The 21,646-nt window shown below is 39.0% G+C and carries 17 protein-coding genes; 8 read left to right on the top strand and 9 right to left on the bottom strand.

Annotated features, from left to right (window positions below):
* Positions 1-48: 48 nt before the first annotated feature.
* From folP to rlmE, 3 genes are all read right to left on the bottom strand, one after another.
* A complete protein-coding gene (gene folP / locus F959_RS05575) occupies positions 49-903 on the bottom strand; it encodes a dihydropteroate synthase (protein WP_004878288.1) in 855 nt (284 codons plus the stop codon).
* A gap of 133 nt (positions 904-1,036) precedes the next feature.
* A complete protein-coding gene (gene ftsH / locus F959_RS05570) occupies positions 1,037-2,932 on the bottom strand; it encodes an ATP-dependent zinc metalloprotease FtsH (protein ID WP_004878287.1) in 1,896 nt (631 codons plus the stop codon).
* 137 nt (positions 2,933-3,069) lie between these two features.
* Positions 3,070-3,720 (bottom strand): 23S rRNA (uridine(2552)-2'-O)-methyltransferase RlmE, encoded by a 651-nt coding sequence (rlmE, locus tag F959_RS05565; protein ID WP_004878286.1) that lies wholly within the window; start codon positions 3,718-3,720, stop codon positions 3,070-3,072.
* A 230-nt stretch (positions 3,721-3,950) separates the two neighbouring features.
* On the opposite strand from rlmE, the gene yhbY reads away from it, so the two are divergent.
* Positions 3,951-4,277: a ribosome assembly RNA-binding protein YhbY gene (gene yhbY, locus F959_RS05560; RefSeq protein WP_004878285.1), complete on the top strand. Its 327-nt coding sequence runs from the start codon at positions 3,951-3,953 to the stop codon at positions 4,275-4,277.
* Positions 4,278-4,282: 5 nt separating this feature from the next.
* Positions 4,283-4,819, top strand: a complete 537-nt coding sequence (locus F959_RS05555) for a DOMON-like domain-containing protein (protein WP_004878284.1) — start codon at positions 4,283-4,285, stop codon at positions 4,817-4,819.
* A gap of 58 nt (positions 4,820-4,877) precedes the next feature.
* Here the strand turns inward: F959_RS05555 and F959_RS05550 are convergent, their stop codons facing one another.
* Positions 4,878-5,489 (bottom strand): hypothetical protein, encoded by a 612-nt coding sequence (locus F959_RS05550; protein WP_004878283.1) that lies wholly within the window; start codon positions 5,487-5,489, stop codon positions 4,878-4,880.
* Positions 5,490-5,849: 360 nt separating this feature from the next.
* On the opposite strand from F959_RS05550, the gene carA reads away from it, so the two are divergent.
* The 5 genes from carA (at position 5,850) to F959_RS05525 (ending at position 12,158) form a co-directional block, all read left to right on the top strand.
* Positions 5,850-6,989: a glutamine-hydrolyzing carbamoyl-phosphate synthase small subunit gene (carA, locus tag F959_RS05545; RefSeq protein ID WP_004878282.1), complete on the top strand. Its 1,140-nt coding sequence runs from the start codon at positions 5,850-5,852 to the stop codon at positions 6,987-6,989.
* Positions 6,990-7,003: 14 nt separating this feature from the next.
* Entirely contained in the window at positions 7,004-10,237 is a 3,234-nt protein-coding gene (gene carB, locus F959_RS05540; RefSeq protein WP_004878281.1) for a carbamoyl-phosphate synthase large subunit, read from the top strand.
* 92 nt (positions 10,238-10,329) lie between these two features.
* The gene (gene greA / locus F959_RS05535) at positions 10,330-10,806 is read left to right on the top strand and encodes a transcription elongation factor GreA (RefSeq protein WP_004878279.1); all 477 of its coding nucleotides are present in this window, start codon (positions 10,330-10,332) and stop codon (positions 10,804-10,806) included.
* Positions 10,807-10,868: 62 nt separating this feature from the next.
* Positions 10,869-11,492 carry a CatB-related O-acetyltransferase gene (locus F959_RS05530; protein WP_004878278.1) on the top strand — a complete coding sequence of 208 codons (624 nt, stop codon included), beginning with the start codon at positions 10,869-10,871 and terminating at the stop codon, positions 11,490-11,492.
* Positions 11,493-11,720: 228 nt separating this feature from the next.
* Complete coding sequence (locus tag F959_RS05525; RefSeq protein WP_004878276.1) at positions 11,721-12,158, top strand: universal stress protein; 438 nt, start codon at positions 11,721-11,723, stop codon at positions 12,156-12,158.
* Positions 12,159-12,247: 89 nt separating this feature from the next.
* Here F959_RS05525 and F959_RS05520 read toward each other — a convergent pair whose 3' ends face one another.
* Positions 12,248-12,760: a hypothetical protein gene (locus tag F959_RS05520; RefSeq protein ID WP_004878275.1), complete on the bottom strand. Its 513-nt coding sequence runs from the start codon at positions 12,758-12,760 to the stop codon at positions 12,248-12,250.
* Between the two features lie 106 nt (positions 12,761-12,866).
* Positions 12,867-13,184 (bottom strand): MGMT family protein, encoded by a 318-nt coding sequence (locus F959_RS05515; protein WP_004878274.1) that lies wholly within the window; start codon positions 13,182-13,184, stop codon positions 12,867-12,869.
* Positions 13,185-13,276: 92 nt separating this feature from the next.
* Here F959_RS05515 and F959_RS05510 point away from each other — a divergent pair, with 92 nt between their 5' ends.
* Positions 13,277-14,005 (top strand): zinc metalloprotease, encoded by a 729-nt coding sequence (locus F959_RS05510; RefSeq protein WP_004878273.1) that lies wholly within the window; start codon positions 13,277-13,279, stop codon positions 14,003-14,005.
* On the opposite strand, the gene F959_RS05505 is transcribed toward F959_RS05510, so the two are convergent.
* From F959_RS05505 to F959_RS05495, 3 genes are all read right to left on the bottom strand, one after another.
* Complete coding sequence (locus tag F959_RS05505) at positions 14,002-15,708, bottom strand: CapA family protein (protein ID WP_004878272.1); 1,707 nt, start codon at positions 15,706-15,708, stop codon at positions 14,002-14,004. The two genes, F959_RS05510 and F959_RS05505, sit on opposite strands and share 4 nt — an antisense overlap.
* A 16-nt stretch (positions 15,709-15,724) precedes the next feature.
* On the bottom strand, positions 15,725-17,392 hold the full coding sequence (locus tag F959_RS05500; RefSeq protein WP_004878271.1) for a glycoside hydrolase family protein: 1,668 nt from the start codon (positions 17,390-17,392) through the stop codon (positions 15,725-15,727).
* Positions 17,393-17,503: 111 nt separating this feature from the next.
* Positions 17,504-21,646, bottom strand: a 4,143-nt coding sequence (locus F959_RS05495; RefSeq protein WP_154649193.1) for a beta strand repeat-containing protein, incomplete at its 5' end; no start/stop codon positions are given.

Genomic DNA, 21,646 nt, shown 5'->3' with positions numbered 1-21,646 from the left:
ATACACCGTGTCCGTATGTATCTTTATCTACATCATTTCTCTTTAATTTTATTTAGCAACGAGCATCGCTTGCCAAACTTTTATTGCATCAACAGTCGCTTTAACATCATGTGCTCTTACAATGCTTGCACCTTGCTGAATACTCAATATATGTCCCATCACACTCCCCACAGCACGTTCCTGAGCAGGGATACCATTTAGCGCCTCACCAATAAACCGCTTACGAGACAAACCCGATAAAATCGGGTACCCCATTCGATTAAGTTTCCAAAATTCATTGAGTAATTGAAAATTTTGTTGAGCATTTTTAGCAAAGCCAAAACCTGGATCGATAATAATATTTTCAGATTTAACTCCAATAGCAATCGCTTGGCTTAAACGTTGCTGAAGCTCATTAATCACATCTTCAGTCACATCTTGATATTGATCCAACTGATTCATATTGGTGGGTTCACCACGCATGTGCATCAGCACGACAGGAATATTCAATTCTGCTGCTGTTTCTAAAGCCAGTGGTCGAGTTAATGCCCGTACATCATTCCAAATATGCGCACCAGCATCAACAGCCGCTCGGATAACCTCTGGTTGACTGGTATCAATTGACATCACCACATCGTATTTTGAAAGTGCTTCTACGACAGGAATGACACGGCGTATCTCTTCTTCAACTTCAACAGGTGATGCATTGGGGCGTGTTGACTCTCCACCAATATCAATAATAGTTGCACCATCAGCCATCATCTGCAAAGCATGTTTAACAGCTTGGTCTTTTTGATGATGCTGCCCGCCATCACTAAATGAATCAGGCGTTACATTCAAGATTCCCATAACACGAGGTTGCGATAAATCTAATGTAAAACGACTACCTTGTAATTGTCGTTGTGGTAATGGCATCAACTGCATCAAAACTCTCCACACTTTAATGATGGTATTTTAACAACAGATAATGCCTGTCATGACTGATTTATTTTCAACTTAGTCTAAAATCCAAACAAAAAAAGAGCGACCGAAGCCGCTCTTTTTATTACAACGAATATTAGCCCATTGCTGGCAATGGTGGTGGTGTAGATGGACCATCTTTAGGTGGTTCAAATTCAGCCACAGGGTTCTCAGCAACATACACTTTCGGTGGTTGTGGTTCACGACCTTCCATGATGTCTCGGATTTGGTCACGATCAATCGTTTCCCATTCCATCAACGCTTTTACCATTGCATGTGCGATATCTTTATTATTTTCCAAGATATCACGTGCAACCTTATACTGTTCATCTAATATGCGACGAACTTCTTCATCAACTTTTTGTTGCGTTGCTTCAGAAATCGTACGGCTACCAACATTACCGAAGAAACCATTTTGGTTTTCATCTTCATAAACCATTACGCCAAGTTTATCTGACATACCGTATTTAGTAACCATTGCACGCGCCATTTTCGTTGCACGTTCAAAGTCATTCGATGCGCCAGTCGACATTTGATTGATGAAGACTTCTTCAGCAATACGACCACCAAACAAGATTGAAAGTTCATTCAACATCTTATCTTTATAGTGGCTCGTTTGATCTTGTTCTGGAAGCTGCCATGTCACACCAAGCGCCCAACCACGTGGCATAATAGTAACTTTATGCACAGGGTCTGTACCCGGTAAAATTTCAGCAACAATCGCATGTCCCGCTTCATGGTAAGCCGTCGCACGACGTTCTTCTTCACGGATGACCATCGACTTACGTTCTGGACCCATGTAGATTTTGTCTTTAGCATCTTCAAAGTCATGCATATCAACCGTGTTTTTATTACGGCGAGCAGCAAACAATGCAGCTTCGTTCACCAAGTTTGCTAGTTGTGCACCAGAAAAACCAGGTGTACCACGGGCAAGGACTTTAACATCAACACCAGTTACAGACGGAAGCTTCTTCAAGTGAACATTTAAAATCTGCTCACGACCACGAATGTCTGGTAAACCAACCATCACTTGACGGTCAAAACGACCTGGACGAAGTAACGCTTTATCAAGAACATCTACGCGGTTCGTCGCAGCAATAACGATAACACCTTCATTGCCTTCAAAACCATCCATCTCAACAAGCATTTGGTTTAAGGTTTGCTCACGCTCATCATGACCACCACCTGTACCTGAACCACGATGACGACCAACAGCATCAATCTCATCAATAAAGATGATACAAGGCGCGTGGCGTTTCGCTTGTTCAAACATATCACGAACACGCGATGCACCCACACCAACGAACATTTCGACAAAGTCAGAACCAGAGATACTGAAGAAAGGTACTTTAGCTTCACCAGCAATTGCTTTTGCTAATAATGTTTTACCTGTACCTGGAGGACCAACCATCAATACACCACGAGGAATGGTCGCACCAAGACGTTTAAATTTGGCAGGGTCTTTTAAGAAATCAACGATTTCAACCACTTCTTGTTTTGCTTCATCACAACCAGCAACATCACTAAACGTTAACTTAATTTGATCTTCAGATAACATTTTTGCTTTTGATTTACCAAAACTCATAGGGCCATTTTTGCCGCCAGCACCACCACCCATATTACGCATGAAGAACATGAATAATAGGATAATAAGTAAGACTGGGAAGCTCGCAATGAGAAGTTGCATCAAAATGCCTTGACGTTGCGGCGCTGTACCCTCAACCACTACATTTTGTTTATTCAAGCTTGGTAGCAATTCAGTGTCTTCTACTTGTGGACGAACCGTTTCGAAAGAAGAACCATTGGATTTTTCACCACTAATATTTAAACCGTCAATTGTGACTTGTTTAATCTGCCCAGCATTCACCGCTGCCACGAAATCTGAGTATTTCATCGCTGCAGGTTTATTGCGGTCACTGACGTTGCTAAAAATCAAAATCAGAACACCGAGTATGATGAGCCACAATACGGCATTCTTGAAGTAATCGCTCAAGGCTTTATTCCCATATCAATCTAATTTGATCATACCTAATCTTGGCTGACCTTCACAAAAACAGCAATGAATTTGCGTTGCAAAAAACTTAAAAGGTACAAAATGCACAATTTTTAACAACTTGGCAAGTACACTTTTTATTGCAATGCCTTTTTACGACCTTGCCCAATCAAAAAAACCTCTTTTGATCGCGCACGCGAAGCCGCAGGTTTGGCTGTTTTTAATACATCAAAACTATCGACCACTTGTTTTCTGAACTCATCAAAACCAGAGCCTTGGAACACTTTAACCACAAACTGTCCGTTTGGTCCTAATACTTTCTGAGCAAAATCCAAAGCCAATTCACATAAGTAAATTTGACGAGGTTGATCAACAGCCCTATTACCTGATGTATTGGGGGCCATATCAGAAATTACAATGTCTACTTGGCGCCCATTTAAAATATTTAACAATTTTTCAAAAACTTCTTCTTCTCGGAAGTCACCTTGTAAAAAGGTCACATCTGGAAGTGCATCCATTGCTAAAATATCAGAGGCAATGACTAAGCCATTTGCACCGACTAATTTACCAGCGATTTGAGACCAACTTCCTGGTGCTGCGCCTAAGTCAACCACCGTCATACCAGGTTTGATCATTCTATATTTTTCTTGGATTTCGAGTAGCTTATACGCTGCCCGAGCACGATAGCCCTCCTTTTGTGCCTTTTTCACAAACGGGTCATCTAAGTGCTCTCTCATCCATGCACGACTGCTTTTAGACAATTTTTGATTGGTAATGCGTGTCGCCATAACTCACTAAATTAAAAAAACTTCTGATAAGTCATTGTACGTGAAAATTACTCTCATTACAGTACGGATGTACTTCATTCACACGAAGTTTTACAGATTTTTTCCGATAAGTATAATTGATGATTCCAAGTGTGTTTTCACACAATTTATTCTACATGCTGGCATGCTAAATCTATCTAAGATTCGGGATGCAAGTTATACTAAGTCGTTTTTCCAATCAGGTATTTTTAATGGCGGCTTTATCTATCCATGAACGTAAACGTTTACGTCAAATTGGTCATGCACTTAACCCAGTTGTAATGATTGGCAGCCAAGGTCTTACAGAAAGCGTCATTGAAGAGACAAATCGTGCACTTAATGATCATGAATTAATCAAGGTGAAAATTGCTGGTGAAGATCGTGATGCTCGCGCCGCTGTTATTGATGCGATTGTTGAAGCAACTGGTGCAGAATCGGTACAGAAAATCGGTAAAATTGTTTTGCTTTATAAAAAAGCTGCAAAACAAAACCAACATCTTTCTAACTTAGTTCGCTTTGCTCATTTAAGTAATAAGTAAGATCAATGGCAAGTTATGAACTTTCCGCTTTCGATCGCTTCAGTGCCATTACTGTCGTTGGAGCAATTGAGCAAGAGACCCCAGCCACGTTAAATATTGGCTTTTGGGTTCGAGATCCCAATCAGTTTTTAATTTACCCAGAACAAGTTACAGCGCATCCACGTAAAGACTATTTATGGGAACAAACTTGCTTTGAAATTTTTATTGGTGTGAAAGATCAAGATTTTTATCGTGAAATTAATCTTTCCCCTTCTCAAGCTTGGCAAGTTTATCAATTTGAAGAATATCGTTTTCCAGAAGAGATGCCGCCCCTCGCAGCATATGACATTGAATTAAATCATTTACAACGTACCCATTATGGGTTGAATGTAAGTTTAGATTTATCTCAATTTATGCGACAGCACCAATTAAAGTGGGCTGATCTCTATCTTGGTTTAAATGCTGTATTGAATACCACACAAGGTATGCATTATTTTGCAATGCAACATAGCAGCCCTCAAGCTGATTTCCATAATAAGCGAGATTGGTTACATCAATTTTAAAAATAAAAAAGCGAGAAATGAATTTCTCGCTTTTTTAACTTTCTACAAAAGTGCAAGATTAGCTCGCGCGAACTTTATTCCAAGCTTCGACCGCTTGCTCTTTAGTACGTTTAAAGCTGCCAACCAAAGTATCTTTATGTTTCACAGAGATTTGGCTGATGTCATCTTTTAATTCTTTACTTACTTTAGTTAAATCTTCGATTAAAGCATTTAACTCAGTTTTTAATGCATTTGTTAATTCAACCAAGTTACCTTGTGAAGAATTAAGTTGAGTTTTAATCACTTCAATACGCTCTAACAGATCTTGCTTGATTTGAGCAAGTTGACCTTGAATATTTTGATTTAACTCTTTAGCTTCCGCCTCAATTTTCTCTTGAGTTTCAGCAAGTGCTTCTTTTACCTGCTCTTGAGTTTCTGTGATCACTTCCTTTGCTTGTTCTTGAGTTTCAGCAATCACTTCTTTTGCCTTAGCAGTTTTTTCAGCAACAACTTCTTTTGCTTTTGCTGTTTTTTCTGCAACCGCTTCTTTCACCTCAGCAGTCTTTTCAGCGACAACTTCTTTCACTTCAGCTGTTTTCGCAGCAACAGTTTCTTTAGCCTTTGTTGTTTTTTCAACAACAGCTTCTTTCACTTCTTCGGTTGCAGCTACAGTAGTTTGATTCTCAGCCATGTTGGTTCCCCTCATTATTGATTGTTGATTTTTTGGCTTAATATAAGATAAAGCTCTTTCATTTTGGACCAATAAAAAATTGTTAGACAATTTGCATAATATCTCACGATATCGATAAAGGAATGAGTTATTTGGCAATAGACAGGTTTGTACTTAAACTTTTAAGAGAATTCGACCAATTCCTGATTTTATAAATAAAACACATAGACTTTTCACGTTCTCATGCGTATAATGCGCTGTTAAGTTACAAGCGAGCAGACTGGAAGGAGGGGCATGTTTTTTATAGACAGCCTGCCTTTTTTTATGTCTTCTCGCTTTTTTACAGCCTTATTTTTGTGGTTTTAGTTCAGGAGCTTTGGTTTGAGCACCCCCGCCATTTTAGCCCTCGCAGATGGAACGGTCTTTAAAGGAACGTCTATCGGTGCATCGGGATGTACGACTGGTGAAGTCGTTTTTAATACTGCAATGACTGGTTATCAAGAAATCTTGACTGACCCTAGTTATGCGCAACAAATTGTGACGTTGACTTATCCTCATATTGGAAATACAGGCTGTAATAGCGAAGACGTTGAATCAGGTCGCATCCATAAAGTATGGGCGAATGGTTTGATTATTCGTGATCTTCCTTTATTACATAGCAACTTCCGTTCTGAACAATCATTAAGCGAATATTTAGAGCAACACAATGTTGTTGCTATCGCTGACATCGACACACGTAAGTTGACTCGTATTTTACGCGACAAAGGTGCACAAAATGGTTGCATCCTTGCTGGTGAAAATATCACAGAAGAAGAAGCAATTGCGAAAGCACGTGAATTCGGTGGTTTAACTGGTTTAGATCTTGCGAAAGAATGTTGTGATCCTGAAGGCTTTGAATGGACTGAAGGTTCATGGACTTTAGGGAATGGCTTCACTCAACCAGAATTAAAATACCATGTAGTTGCATACGATTATGGTGTCAAAACCAACATCTTACGTATGCTTGCAGACCGTGGTTGTAAATTAACAGTTGTTCCTGCACAGACACCAATTGAAAAAGTTTTGGCTTTAAATCCAGACGGTGTGTTCTTGTCAAATGGTCCTGGTGATCCAGCAGCATGTGACTATGCAATTGAAGCAGTTAAAACACTGGTTGATACAACAAACTTACCTGTATTCGGTATTTGTTTAGGTCACCAAATCCTAGCACTTGCTTCTGGTGCTAAGACGATGAAAATGAATCATGGTCACCACGGCGCTAACCATCCTGTACAAAACCTTGAGAATGGTACAGTGATGATTACTTCTCAAAACCATGGCTTTGCTGTCGATGAGAGTACTTTACCTGCAAACTTAAAAGTGACACATCGCTCACTGTTTGATGGTACAAACCAAGGTATTCATCGCACTGACAAACCAGCATTCAGCTTCCAAGGTCATCCTGAAGCAAGCCCTGGTCCACATGACTGTGCCCCATTGTTCGATCATTTCATCGAACTTATCGAAGCAGCTAAGAAGTAATTAAGGAGCGAATAATGCCTAAACGTACGGATATTAAAAGCATCTTAATTATTGGTGCTGGTCCGATTGTCATTGGTCAGGCGTGTGAGTTTGACTATTCAGGTGCGCAAGCATGTAAAGCGCTTCGTGAAGAAGGTTACCGCGTTATTTTGGTAAACTCTAACCCAGCGACCATCATGACTGACCCTTCAATGGCGGATGCAACTTATATCGAGCCAATCACTTGGCAGACTGTTGCTCAAATCATCGAAAAAGAGCGTCCAGATGCAGTCCTTCCTACTATGGGTGGTCAAACTGCATTGAACTGTGCGCTTGCATTAGATGAGCACGGTATTTTAGAAAAATACAATGTTGAATTGATCGGCGCGAGTAAAGATGCAATCGAAAAAGCGGAAGACCGTAAACTTTTCGATATCGCAATGCGCAAAATCGGTTTGGAATGTCCAAAAGCTGCTATCGCTGAAACAATGGAAGAAGCTTTAGCTATCCAAGCTGGTTTCGGTTTCCCTGTCATCATTCGTCCATCATTTACGATGGGTGGTTCTGGTGGTGGTATTGCTTATAACCGCGAAGAATTCCTTGAAATCTGTGAACGTGGTTTTGACCTCTCTCCTACTCACCAATTATTGATCGATGAATCATTGATTGGTTGGAAAGAATACGAAATGGAAGTTGTTCGTGATAAAAACGACAACTGTATCATCGTATGTGCGATCGAAAACTTTGACCCAATGGGCGTTCACACAGGTGACTCAATCACTGTAGCTCCTGCGCAAACATTGACAGACAAAGAATATCAATTGATGCGTAATGCATCTGTTGCAGTTCTTCGTGAAATCGGTGTTGAAACAGGTGGTTCAAACGTTCAATTCGGTATTAACCCGAAAGACGGTCGTATGGTCGTGATTGAGATGAACCCACGTGTATCACGTTCATCTGCGCTTGCATCTAAAGCAACAGGTTTCCCAATCGCAAAAATCGCGGCGAAACTTGCAGTCGGTTACACCCTTGATGAATTGAAAAATGACATCACTGGCGGCGTAACACCAGCATCTTTCGAACCATCGATTGACTATGTTGTAACGAAGATTCCACGTTTCAACTTCGAAAAGTTCCCACAAGCTGAGCCAGTATTAACCACTCAGATGAAATCTGTGGGTGAAGTAATGGCGATTGGTCGTAACTTCCAAGAATCTGTACAAAAAGCACTTCGCGGTCTTGAAGTTGGTGTATGTGGCTTTGATGAAAAAGTTGAAGCAGGTACAGCCAATGCCAAAGACATCATCTTAAAAGAACTTAAAGTGCCTGGCCCAGAGCGTATTTGGTACGTTGCTGATGCATTCCGCCACGGTTTCTCTTTAGATGACGTATTTGAAGCAACAAAAATTGACCGTTGGTTCTTAATTCAAATCGAAGACATCATTAAAACAGAAGCTCAAGTAAAAGCTTTAGGTTTTGGTGACTTGAATGCTGACAATATCCGTTCATTCAAACGTAAAGGTTTATCGGACCTTCGCATTGCGAACTTAATGGGTATTTCACAAAAGCAATTCCGTAAACAACGTTGGAACTTGGGTGTATATCCTGTTTACAAACGTGTTGATACATGTGCTGCTGAATTTGAATCAGGTACAGCATATATGTATTCAACTTACGATGAAGAATGTGAAGCAAATCCATCTAATCGTGACAAGATCATGGTGATTGGTGGTGGTCCTAACCGTATTGGTCAAGGTATTGAGTTTGACTACTGCTGTGTACACGCTGCGCTTGCAATGCGTGATGACGGTTACGAAACTATCATGGTGAACTGTAACCCTGAAACAGTTTCTACCGATTATGATACATCTGATCGTTTATACTTCGAACCTGTAACACTAGAAGATGTACTTGAAATCGTACGTACTGAGAAGCCTAAGGGCGTAATCGTACAGTATGGTGGTCAGACTCCATTGAAATTGGCTCGTGCTTTAGAAGAAGCTGGTACGCCAATCATTGGTACATCACCAGATGCGATTGACCGTGCTGAAGACCGTGAACGTTTCCAACAGATGATTCAACGTTTACAGCTCCGTCAACCAAATAACAGCATCGTAAAATCTGCTGAAGAAGGTATTTCAGAAGCGGCGAAAGTGGGCTATCCACTGGTTGTTCGTCCATCTTATGTATTAGGTGGTCGTGCAATGGAAATCGTATATAACGAAGAAGAGCTTAAACGCTACCTTCGTGAAGCAGTACAAGCATCTAATGAAGCACCTGTCCTACTTGACCGTTTCCTAGATGATGCGACTGAAGTTGACGTAGACTGCGTATCTGACGGTAAAGATGTTGTAATCGGCGGTATCATGCAACACATTGAACAAGCAGGTATTCACTCAGGTGACTCGGCATGTTCGATTCCTCCTTACTCTCTTTCACAAGAAGTTCAGGATGAAATGCGTCGTCAAACGGTAGCAATGGCTAAAGAACTTGGCGTTGTTGGTTTAATGAACGTTCAGTTTGCTGTAAAAGGCAACGACATTTACGTACTCGAAGTAAACCCACGTGCATCACGTACGGTTCCATTCGTGTCTAAATGTATTGGTGAATCTTTGGCAAAAGTTGCAGCTCGTTGTATGGCGGGTCAATCACTTGAATCTCAAGGTTTCACTAAAGAAATTATCCCAACACGTTTTGCAGTGAAAGAAGCGGTGTTCCCATTCGCTAAATTCCCTGGTGTTGACCCAATGCTTGGCCCTGAGATGAAATCGACAGGTGAAGTAATGGGTGTTGGTCATACATTTGGTGAAGCATTCTATAAAGCAGTATTGGGTTCAAATGAACGTTTGCCTGGCTTACCAACTGAAGGCGAAGTTAAACATGCATTCTTGTCTGTTCGCGAATCAGATAAGAAATACATTACTGATATTGCTCAAAAGTTAATTGCTTATGGTTTCAAACTTGTTGCAACTAATGGTACTTACCAAGTACTTCAAGCAGCTGGTTTAGAGTGCGAAGCAGTAAATAAAGTCACTGAAGGTCGCCCTCATATTGTTGACCGCTTGAAAAATGGTGAAATTCATCTTATTGTCAACACAACTGAAGGCAAACAAGCTCAGTATGATTCAGCGATGATTCGTCGTGCTGCCCTCCAAGGCAAAGTGTATTACACAACGACAATCAACGGTGCTGAAGCAGTTTGCCAAGCATTTGCTGTGAAATTGCCAATGGATGTATACCGCTTGCAAGATTTACAAACTGTAGGTTAATTCTCTACCGATAAGTCCCGTCACCTTATCGGTGGCGGGCTTTTTCTTTTTTTTAATCCTGTATTTTCCCAACCAATTTAGAGGGGACTAAAATGCAACGTTATCCTATGACTCCCGAAGGCAAGGTTGCCTTAGAGAAAGAATTACAACAGCTAAAAACAGTGGATCGCCCTCGTATCACGCAGGCAATTGCTGAGGCACGTGAACACGGTGACCTCAAAGAAAATGCTGAATATCATGCTGCTCGTGAGCAACAAGGTTTCTGTGAGGGCCGCATCCAAGATATCGAAGGTAAGCTTGGCGCATGCCAAGTGATCGATGTAAAAGACCTTGAGCAAAATGGTCGTGTTGTGTTCGGGGTAACAGTTACTATTGAAAACCTTGATACTGAAGAACGCAAAACTTACAAAATCGTAGGTGATGACGAAGCAGATTTTAAAATTAATAAAATCTCAGTGAACTCTCCAATTGCACGTGGTCTTTTAGGTAAGAGTGAAGGCGACGAAGCGAAAATTCAGACACCACAAGGTGAAGTTGAATATGAAATCGTAAGTGTGGAATATCTCTAATTCCAAATCATCAACCCCTCTTCTGAGGGGTTTTTCTTCTCAAGATACACTGTGGAAATTCAATGGACTCATCTTTGATCAACTCTCCTGTTAAACATTGGTGTGAGTTCGAATTTATTTCCAAAACAGTGAAAAATCCGAATATCCATATTAAAGGTAATTATTCTTATTACTCAGCCTATTGGGATCAGGGTTTTGAACGTTGTGTTGTCCGTTATTTACATGACAAACCATCTTTGCCTGAGAAGCCAATCGATCAACTCCATATCGGTAACTTTGTTTGTTTTGGTGCTGAATGCGTGATTATGATGGGTGGCAATCAACTCCATCGCCCAGATTGGATTTCGACCTTCCCTTTTGATACACGCAGCTTTCTACCCGCTGGTGATACTGTGATTGCTGATGGTTGTTGGATTGGCAGTCGAGCAATGATCATGCAAGGGGTTAAATTAGGTGAAGGTGCTGTGGTCGCCACAGGTGCTGTGGTCACTCAAGATGTGCCGCCTTATGCTGTTGTTGGCGGAGTTCCTGCCAAAATTATCAAATACCGTTTCTCCGAATCTGATATTGAAAAATTGCTCTCGATCAAACTCTATGACTTTGATGAAAAGCAGATTTTAAGAATGCGTGAAACATTGCAGACGGATGATGTGGAAACCCTTCTCAAGCATCTAAGGAAAGATTAATCAAACTTTTTACAAATAAATCATGTGTATACCTACACTGTATTTTTATGGAAATTTCATATATTTAAAATACCGTAATGGCTTAACCATACTCCTATAAATAATAACTATCCCTATAAATTTACTAGGTTTTATTCATCTCATAATCAGTTTAATATAAAACCATAGACAGTATTTTAAACAAAAATTTCACAAGCAATTAGACAGTAATAATAAGGAGCAATCACCATGACTTATCAAAAAATCCTCGTTGCCATAGATGATTCAGAAATTGCAGTAAATGTGATCCAAGAAGCTGCACAACTCGCTAAAGCACTGAATAGTGAAATCACAGTCGTTGAAGTGATGACCTTAGACCCTTACCTAGCTGATGCCTATCTTAAGCTTGGTCAAAGCAATGAACTGATCGAACGCGTACGCAGTTATGTACAAGAAAACTTAGATAAAGCAGAGAAAAAGTTTGAAGAGCTTGGCTTAACCGTTGGAACACAAATACTTGAAGGCTTTTCAATACATGAAGAAATTATCGGTGCAGCACAGAATTTAGGCTCTGATCTTATTATTATGGGATCACATGGTCGTACAGGCATTAAAAAATTTATATTAGGTAGCGTTGCCCAAAAAGTATTAGGAGAAAGTCATATTCCTGTTTTAATCGTGCGTTAATTATATTTATGAAGATTTAACCATCGAATCTTATTAATTTAAAAATCAAAGCCAGTACAAGAGTAATCTTGATACTGGCTTTTTTATATTTATTCTGATGCTAATTGAATTGGTTTTGCCTTTTCTAATACATCTTTTGGTAATTCAGTCGTAGAAACGATAGTTAATGACTGCGTATTTGCTTGAAGATTTTCTTTTTTAAGATCATTCAGAACAACATTCGTATCTTTTGTACTTAGGCTATACATTGCACCTGTCGCAGGATCAATGATCAATAAACCAAGTAAGCCACCAAAAACAATATTTCCAACATACCAACCATTTACGTGTGCTGAAACATTCACAGTTTTAGTTTCGTAGCCTTCTTTTTCAAAGATTACAGTATATTTTTCAGGTACAAAGAAACCTGAGCTTCTTTTCAAACTTACAGTCACAGGTGCTTGTCCTACATGAACTTTTTTACCTGCTTTATTTAAAATCGTAATATTACTGAGTTCTGGCGTACTCTCAAATGTCATTGTCTGAGTTCTACCAGACATAATGCTCGCACATCCAGATAAACTAAGCGCAGCGATCCCACAAATAACAGCTAATTTTTTCATTTAATTACCAAATATACATATGTATTCTTTATGTACAATTATTGTAATTAAAAAATAAAATAACGGCAATATCCTTTTATACAAATCAGTCTATTTATTTTTAGCTTTATGGAATCCAACTAAAAACCTTTAAATTAATTTTATTATTTAAAAGATAAATCCCCTCATCGGCCAATAATTGTTGTTGAATATTCCCTCCTTTTTCATTTATACGCATCACACTTATTTTTCCTTGTGAATTAATAACGCGATGCCAAGGAATACTACTCTCCTGATCCAAATGCTTGAGAACATAGCCAACCAATCGCGCATGCTTAGGAATACCCGCTAACTTTGCAATCTGCCCATAAGTTGCTACTTTCCCATAGGGAATTAAAGCAATAACCTCTAAAATCTGTCGATGCAACTCATTACTATCTTTCACAATTTCCTCTCAAAAAATCTGTTAGCATATTGAAAATCAGAACGAATTTCCTAAAGAACAATTAAAAAATTGATGGACAGAGGAACATAAAAATGCGATCAAAACTGATATTGCTTACAGCCTTATGTCTGACCTTTACAGCTTCGTGTACCACAAAAAAACCACCTGTGAAAATTACACCATATAAATACAAAATTGACGCAGCAAGCCATCTTCCCGTCGTCTATGTAAGCTTTGTCTACACGACCAATCGTCCTGAAGCAAAAGTATTTGATACACGTTTGCAAATGTACAAAGAGTTAGAAATTTTAAACCGCTACTTCCTTAATGAAGATAATCAAAAAATCTTTAAGTTTAAAATCAATCACTACTATTCGTATCAAGACTTCAGCAAACGAAAATGTGAATTGGCAAATCGTTTGAATCAGCCCACTGCCCTCATTCCCGACAACATTCCCGGCGCTGTGAAAAGCTGTTTCCCAAAACGTAAAAGCAAAGAAGTGTTTTTTATTATTTATGACGCATACAATCAAAAACTCAAGTACAACGATATTACCAGTTGGGGGTTTAGAAATCAGGGACAGCCTTTTATCTTGATCGATTGGGAACGACTCAACTATCAAACACAAGCCGCAAGTATCCATGAAATGGGACATGCTTTTGGCTTAGGACATGTTTGTGCACCGAGAGCAAAGAAAAGTACACCAACCAATATTATGACAAGCTACGACTGTAAATTAGGTAGCGGAGGTCTACGTAACTTAGGTTTTACCTCAGAACAATTAAATACTATTTTGCAAAATTATGCCAAATACCCTTAGATTTTCAGCTCAATAAAACAACCTAATGCATTCTTTTTAAATTGATAATGACTTTGATCCAAATGTTGCGTTAGATAGTCACTTGCCTGCTTAAATTGTTTTTCATTCACAGGATATGGCTGCCAAAAAGTTTCTAAATTGTCTGTAAAAATTGGATACAGTTGCACAATTTCTTCATTAACATTAATACGAGCAATCATGCCATAAGGTAAAGCCTGATGCTTTTTATATTCACCATTGCTATTAAACACCCCATTACCTATTCCAAAAACTACTGGTTTATCATGAATATATTGAATCGGCTGAATCGTATGCGCGCCATGTCCAATGATCAGATCAACACCGATTTGGGTAAATAATTTAGCAAGACTTTCTTGCTCTGGATGAGTTGTTTTGAAATCAATACCCCAATGACAAATCAAGATGACCTTATGGTTAGGATGACGTGTTTTATAATGGATAATCTGTTCAAATAAAATCGTATTTAGACAAGCAACTCCAGCACTCTTCCCTAATGCATAAAAATCATAATCTTGATAGGCAATGTCCCGATGCCAATAACCATTAAAAATCGCAAAGGTTTTTTGCGCTGTTCTAATCTCAAAAAACTGATGTGCTTGTTGTTGATCTAATCCAGCACCAATGTACTTGATATTCGCCTCATCAAACTGCTGTAAGGTGTATCGTAAACTGGCAGCGCCATAATCCTTTAAATGATTATTGCCGAGGCAAACTGTATTGAGATGAACTCTTTTAAATTCTTGGATCGTTTCTTTCGCTTCGGCACCCAATATGAATGCTTTCTTGTCTTGTAGAGGAGAATCTTTTTCTGAGTTAAATACTGCCTCAAAATTCGCAATATTCAGATCATTTTCATTAAAAAAGGCTTTGATTTTTTCAAATGAATGTTGATAACCATAGCGTTGTAATGCGTCATCATTGCCTTTGCTTTTACGAATCTCAGTGTAAAACTCACCGAAGTAAGTATCGCCAATGATATTGATCCATTCGCTTTTTGCTTGGATCGACTTTGATGGAATCAATCCCTCTGTAAAATAATGATAATAAGGAATAATGTGATCAATGCGTTGAATTGAATCAAATAAACAAAAGATACCAATGGTTTGATTTTCTGCTCGATAGGAAAAATAAATCTGTTTATTCGCATATTCCAAATACAACACGGCATCTAGTTGAGAGCACGTTAATATCGAGCTGATCGGTGTCAGCGTATTGCCTTTGAAGCTTAGCTGCTTCTGAAAGACTTGTTGAATGATCTCAATTGGCATTAAAAAAATTGCTTCTGCCAATTGATAAAGCTCTCTAATGGTTTGAACTTGTGTATCAAGTTTAAATTTTTTTAATTCGTTCTGTAATGCAATCTGTGTCTGCTCACGACCACCCAATAATTGATTCAATAATTGCAAAGCTAGTTCTGGAGGTTGGGCAAATGCGATGTACTGTAATAGCTCTAAAACAGTATAAGCTTGTTTTTTTGAACGTCCGAAAAGGTTGTTTTGTCGACTTCCCTCTAATTCAATCCTTTGATCCAATTTTAATTTTTCAGCTTGAATCATTTGCATCGCAAGGTACAAAACGATCCAGTTATTACAATCCACCGAGAGCGATGTTTGCCAAATCGAATGCTGAAAGTCTTCAGATTTAATCTGCGTTATTATTTTAATTTCTTGAGATAAATCCATTTATTTAAACCTCAATTTATTCATTTTCAAAATGCTGAACATAAGCAATATATCCAGACAAATTATGTTCCTGATCATCTATTCGAACGCGAAAACGATCATGTCTGACATAGAATGCATGTAAAATTTTATCTGGCCGCGCCATATACATTGCAACTTCAGGGTAAAAGAAACCTGTCCGTTGGAACTCAGTCCGAAACTCGATAAGCTTTTTCAAATCATCAAAATGTGATTGCTTGAACAGTTCTGCTAAACCAAGCTTCTTCATTCTCTCAATCATTTGATACGCAGCCATCATTAACTCTAATAAGGTGGCATAACTGGTCTTTCGATTGCGAATAAAAATCATATGTCTCAGGTAGTTTTTCATACCAAATAGAAAATACTTTTCCTCTGGGAAAATTTTCGTTAGTTCATTGGTACAGTAACTAAGCCAATGATCATGATAGCGCTCATATCTTTCAGAAATAAAACGTTCAAACATGAGCTTTACTGTACTTAATAATTTTTCTTCTGGTTTGAGTTGATACAGCCGCAATAAGGCCAAAGCAGCTTCACCGTCATAATAAACAATGCGAAACTTTTGCTTTAATTCCATATTTGGATAATGCAGTACATGAGTCGTTTCACCTTCTGAATTTACCATTGATAAAATGCCATTGGCTAACTTTTTAGCATAATCCAGAAATTGATTATCTCCTGTAAGCTCTTGATATTTAGTGAGCATTAAGATTGCAGCGGCATTTGCGCCTAACTTAATTTCATCTAATTTTTCTGGTTCACTTGCATCTAACATATAAGCAAGCTGAGGTTCTTGCTCGAAATAAAAATGAGCCAAGGCATAATCAATTGCTGACCTTATTTTCTTTAAATGCCCTTCATGATTATCGATCATTAAGGTTTCGATTAGAGCGTAGTTCGTGGTGCAATGCCGAATCGTATTGTAATTTCGAATACCTCGATCAAAGGCAGGAAAACATCCATAAATAAATCTGCCATCTTCTTGAATCTGTGAAGTGATGAATGCTGCATTTTGCTTAATCATTTTTATAAAATGTTGCTTCTTTGGTTCCATCAAGTATCGAACACCATTTTCGGTGAACTGGCTTTGCAACTGAATCAATTGATTGTTTTCATAGAACACAGCATAGGTATCAAACGTCCATACTTGTTGCTGTTGTTTAAGATTTATTATTTTTTTTGAATCATCGTATTTTCGTAAGATACTCGTATTAAGATTATCCTCATCAAAAAAGTTAGGTTTATCATAGCTTAACCCCCGAATGATTGCTCGGCCATAAAGTTCTTGCTCTAAGAAGCAACATTCAAAATTTTCATCGAAACTAATGCCTTTTCTATAGTGATTATTGTGAAATTGGTTTCTCACTGTTTGCTCAACATCATCCCATTGCTCTTTTTGAATATTGAAAACAAAATCAAATTTTAAAAATTCAGGTAAAGACTGTTGTGCTTCATATCGCTGATCTAAAAAACTAAATAATTGTGCTTTGGCAGTAGAAAAACTCGAATACGCTGAATTCCAAACTTTGCAACGTTCCTCTCTTTCTCCATATGAAAAAAACAAGACTGTTTTCTCTACTTGCGTATAGAGTTGTACTTTTTCTAGGTAATCGAGTAATTGACTTTTTAACTGATCAATTCCTGAAATCAAAGTTGTTGTCATATTTTAAGTTTCTATAATTTATAAATATTTTAGACAAGATAGCATAATTCTTTATCAATGAAATCAAACAAAAAAGAGAACCCGAAGGTTCTCTTTTTTTCATATCAATAATTAGAACAGATTAAGTTGGTTGTTATTGATGAGATCATTTAATGTCGTATCAACATCAATCGTAAGTAATGTCACGCTGTCATGTGTTCCACCAGCACCATCACGGTCAATACTAATTGTGGTTGATGTTCCATCAGAACTTACGCTCACATATCCAGCTAATGATGCTGCGCTTCCATCTCCAGCATAACCCACTAAGAGATTAGAAATATCAATCACATCAGCATTTGGATCAGTTGCTGTATCACCCACATGGAAGTCATTCCATGTGTCGTGACCATTACCTCCTGCATCATCAGCATTGTTTAAGACGTTGAAGATGAGAGTATCAGATCCTCCAGCAGCACTTTCAATGATGTCATTTCCAGCAGTACTGGTTACGATGTCATCAGCAGAACTCAAGTTGAAGTGCTGTCCTAAAGAGATCGTAAGCGTTGAGGTCACCTCAGTTCCATCAAACGATACTAATTTATAATCAATCACATCTGTTGCTGATGAAACCACCATGTCACGTTGATAGTAATAAGAACCATCGTTATATAGATACAACGTACCTTCTGCTGTGTCTATAGATTGACCAGCGGCTAACTCATACTGACCTGTTACAGGATTCATGACATAAAGCTGTGTTCCAGTTGTTGTATCAGCAACACCACCTAATGTATCACCTTCCAAGATATTGCCATGGATCCAATCCGCTGTTGGACTAGTCGCGGTGTATTGATCTACATAAGTGATGTTCACATCAGCATTTGTACCAACTGTCATGATTACACCACCAATCAACGGAGTTTGAACAGTTGTGACAACGCGATAAGTACCTGCTGCAAGATCAAGTGTCGATAGATCAATTGAGGCGATTTGGCCTATTGCGAGGACAATTCCTGAATGTAAATCAGAAGCAACTGTTGTCCATGTCGTTGGCCCTGTTTGAAGTTGTAGTGCTAAGGTGACGTTAGCATTACCTAGACCTAATGCATTTGCTGTTAATGATCCAAACTGAGCCATACTATCGTTAATGCTAAATGTTCCACTGGTATAAGTTTGGGTAGTACCTAAAATACCGAGTGTCGATCCGTTAGCATTGAAATAGTTATTATCCACTACATTTTGCACATCGACTAATGAATCTGCAGTATCTGCATTTGCAACAGGTGCTGGGATAACCGCATCTAATGATGGATCAACAGGGTCCCAAGTGAAGCTAACATCATTCGATCCAATTTGGATATGTAATGATGCAGTACTATCAGCTAAGCCATTTGTAGGATCAGACAATGTGTAAGTGAAGCTATCCACTTTACCAATATTTGCTGGATTTACATCTGGTTGATAGCTATAGCTACCATCGGAATTGATCGTTAACGTACCGTAGTTGCCCACGATTACTGTAGGAACACCTGCAACAACAGCCTCAACGTTGGTATTGCCTGGCTCTGCTGACGCGATATTAGTTACTGTCGTTGATGATGTTATGAAATCATGATCATAATTTGCACCATAAAGCGCTGAATTATCATCAGAAATCACATTTCCAGTAATCGCATCACCAGTTAATGTAGGTGTTTGGCTAATATCACCATGGTTCAGTGTAATATCGGCCGTTACGTTACCAAGAGCTGTAAGCAACGTATTACTTTCCATGAACAATGTGTATGTTCCAGCAGCTAAGTTTTTAACTTCGAACTGGATCGTTGAGCCGAAGATACCTAATACATCGAGTAAACCTGTGCTAGCACTATCTTCGATTACAGTAGTTGTACCATCTGGGTTAGTACGAGATAGAACAACATGTAAGCCATCGATCAAAGTACCGAGTGAACCAAAATCAACTGAAATTACTGCATCAGTGAGATTTCCAGGGTCTACTGTAAAGTTAGCAGAACCACTAGAGCTACCAATCACAACACCGCCTACACCTAATAACCAATTATAGCTAATTGCATTATCTAGATTTTCAACTGTAACTGGATACTCGTAATCAATCGAAGCGATATCAACATTGCTAAATGCATCAATTGGCAATGGATCATTAATCACAGCTGGTTGTGATGGATCTGCTGCATTCCATGTCATATCAATCGTATTACTATCTAGATGAACATAGAATGTAGCTTCTGAAGTGTCTCCGCTCATTGGGTCAAATAAAGTGTACGTAAATTGATCTACTTGACCAAGCCCAGACATACTCGCATTAGGTGTATATGTATAATCACCATTTGGATAGATAACTAACTCACCATATGTTCCTGTAATAGTAGTACCAGCTGGATCAATCGACACCCCATTCACTTCACTAATCACGGTGTTTGTTGTTGCGATATCTACATCACCATTTGTATTTGGATCAGAGATTAGATTTCCGTGAACTGCTGTTGCTTCATAGCTGTCGATAATATGTGGATTATATACATCCATCGTACCAGTCAGAGTACCACCTAAGCCAACTCCGATCAGTCCATCATATGCCATGAATGCACGGTAAGAACCTTCCGTTAATCCACCGACTTGAGCAACTGGTGTAGAGCCTAACAATGTTAAATCTATCAGTGATGCATCTGTACCACCTGTAATAGACTCCCATTGTCCTGTTGTTTCATTGAATTTTTGGACTACTAAGTTATAGTCCCCCAAAGCCGCAGCACCTATTAATGTACTGAAACTAAAGGTCGCAACACCTTCCAAATTATCTGCTACAGAAAACTCAATTGCATCTGTACCTAATAATTGGAAGTCCAATCCAGCCAATGAAACTAGAGCAACATAAGTGGAAGAACCTAATGCAGCATCATCTTCTACTAATAATGGTTGAGGATCGAGTTTAGCATCGACTAGGTTATCGGCAGCTCTGATTGATCCAAGATCAATATAAAGCGTTGCTTGAGCCATATCTCCAGTCGCAGAATCAAGTAATGTGTAATTAAACTGTTCTACTTGACCAATGCCTGCACCATCAGGAAGTGGCGTGTAAACATAACTACCATCTTGATAGAAGGTAATTGAACCATAATCACCAGTGATGGTTGTACCACCAACACCAATTGCAACTCCATCTACACTAGCTACATAAGTTGTTGGGGTAACAATATCAACTTCACCACTTTCGTTAACATCAGTAATTACATTACCTTCAGCATCACCAAGCTCATAACCACCAACTTGTGTTAAATCATAGGTATCCATCGTTCCAGATAAAGTACCTAAAACACTTGCACCCAAGAGACCATCGAAAGTCATAAATGCACGATAAGTACCTTCTTCTAGACCTTCTAACGTAGCGCCAGGAGTTGCACCAATACCTAGAAGACTTAAACTAATCAGTGATGCTTCACTATCACCATGTATAGATTCCCATTGACCAGTTGTTGAGTTGAATTTTTGGACAACCAGTAAATAGTCGGACAGTACATCTGCATCAATTAAAGAACTGTATGTAAATGTCGCAGTTCCTTCCTCATTTGCACCAACACTAAAGTTAACTGAGTTCGCGCCAAGTTGTAAATCTAGTCCGGCCAATGAGGTCAGAATTAGATATGTAGCGCTACCTAGAGCAGCATCATCACTGATTAATAATGGCTGTGGACTTATCACTGCATTGTCATAATTATCAAAGGCTGCTAAAGGATTCGCATCAATGTCTAATGTTCCTGTATCAGTACCAATATTTCCTGCTTGGTCTGTCGCAGTAACAGTTACGATGTAACCTCCATCAGCTAATGATGGCAAAGTATTGTCCGCTAAGGTCCAAGTGCCATCACCATTATTTGTTGCGTTATAGTCTATTCCATTTACTGTTACAACGATTAAGGCTGTTGGATCATCAGTTGTACCAGTTAATTCAGGTGTATCGTCATTTGTTGCTAAATCGTCAAATGTTACACTCGGTGCAGTGACATCAATTGTAAGCGTAGCAGCATCTGTACCTACGTTGCCTGCTGCATCAGTTGCCGTTACCGTGATTGGATAAGCAGCTATAATTAAAGCTGGTAAAGTGTTATCCGCCAATGTCCATGTACCATCGCCATTGTTGGTCGCTGGGTAATCGATACCATTCACATTAACAACAATCGTTGCCGTTGGGTCATCAATCGTACCAGTTAACTCTGGGGTTTGGTCATTGGTGTCTAGATCGTTCAAGCTCAC

The organism is Acinetobacter venetianus RAG-1 = CIP 110063, from assembly GCF_000368585.1.
GTDB lineage: Bacteria > Pseudomonadota > Gammaproteobacteria > Pseudomonadales > Moraxellaceae > Acinetobacter > Acinetobacter venetianus.
Note: the sequence above shows the minus strand (reverse complement) of the source record. Positions and strands in the feature narration are given on the sequence as shown.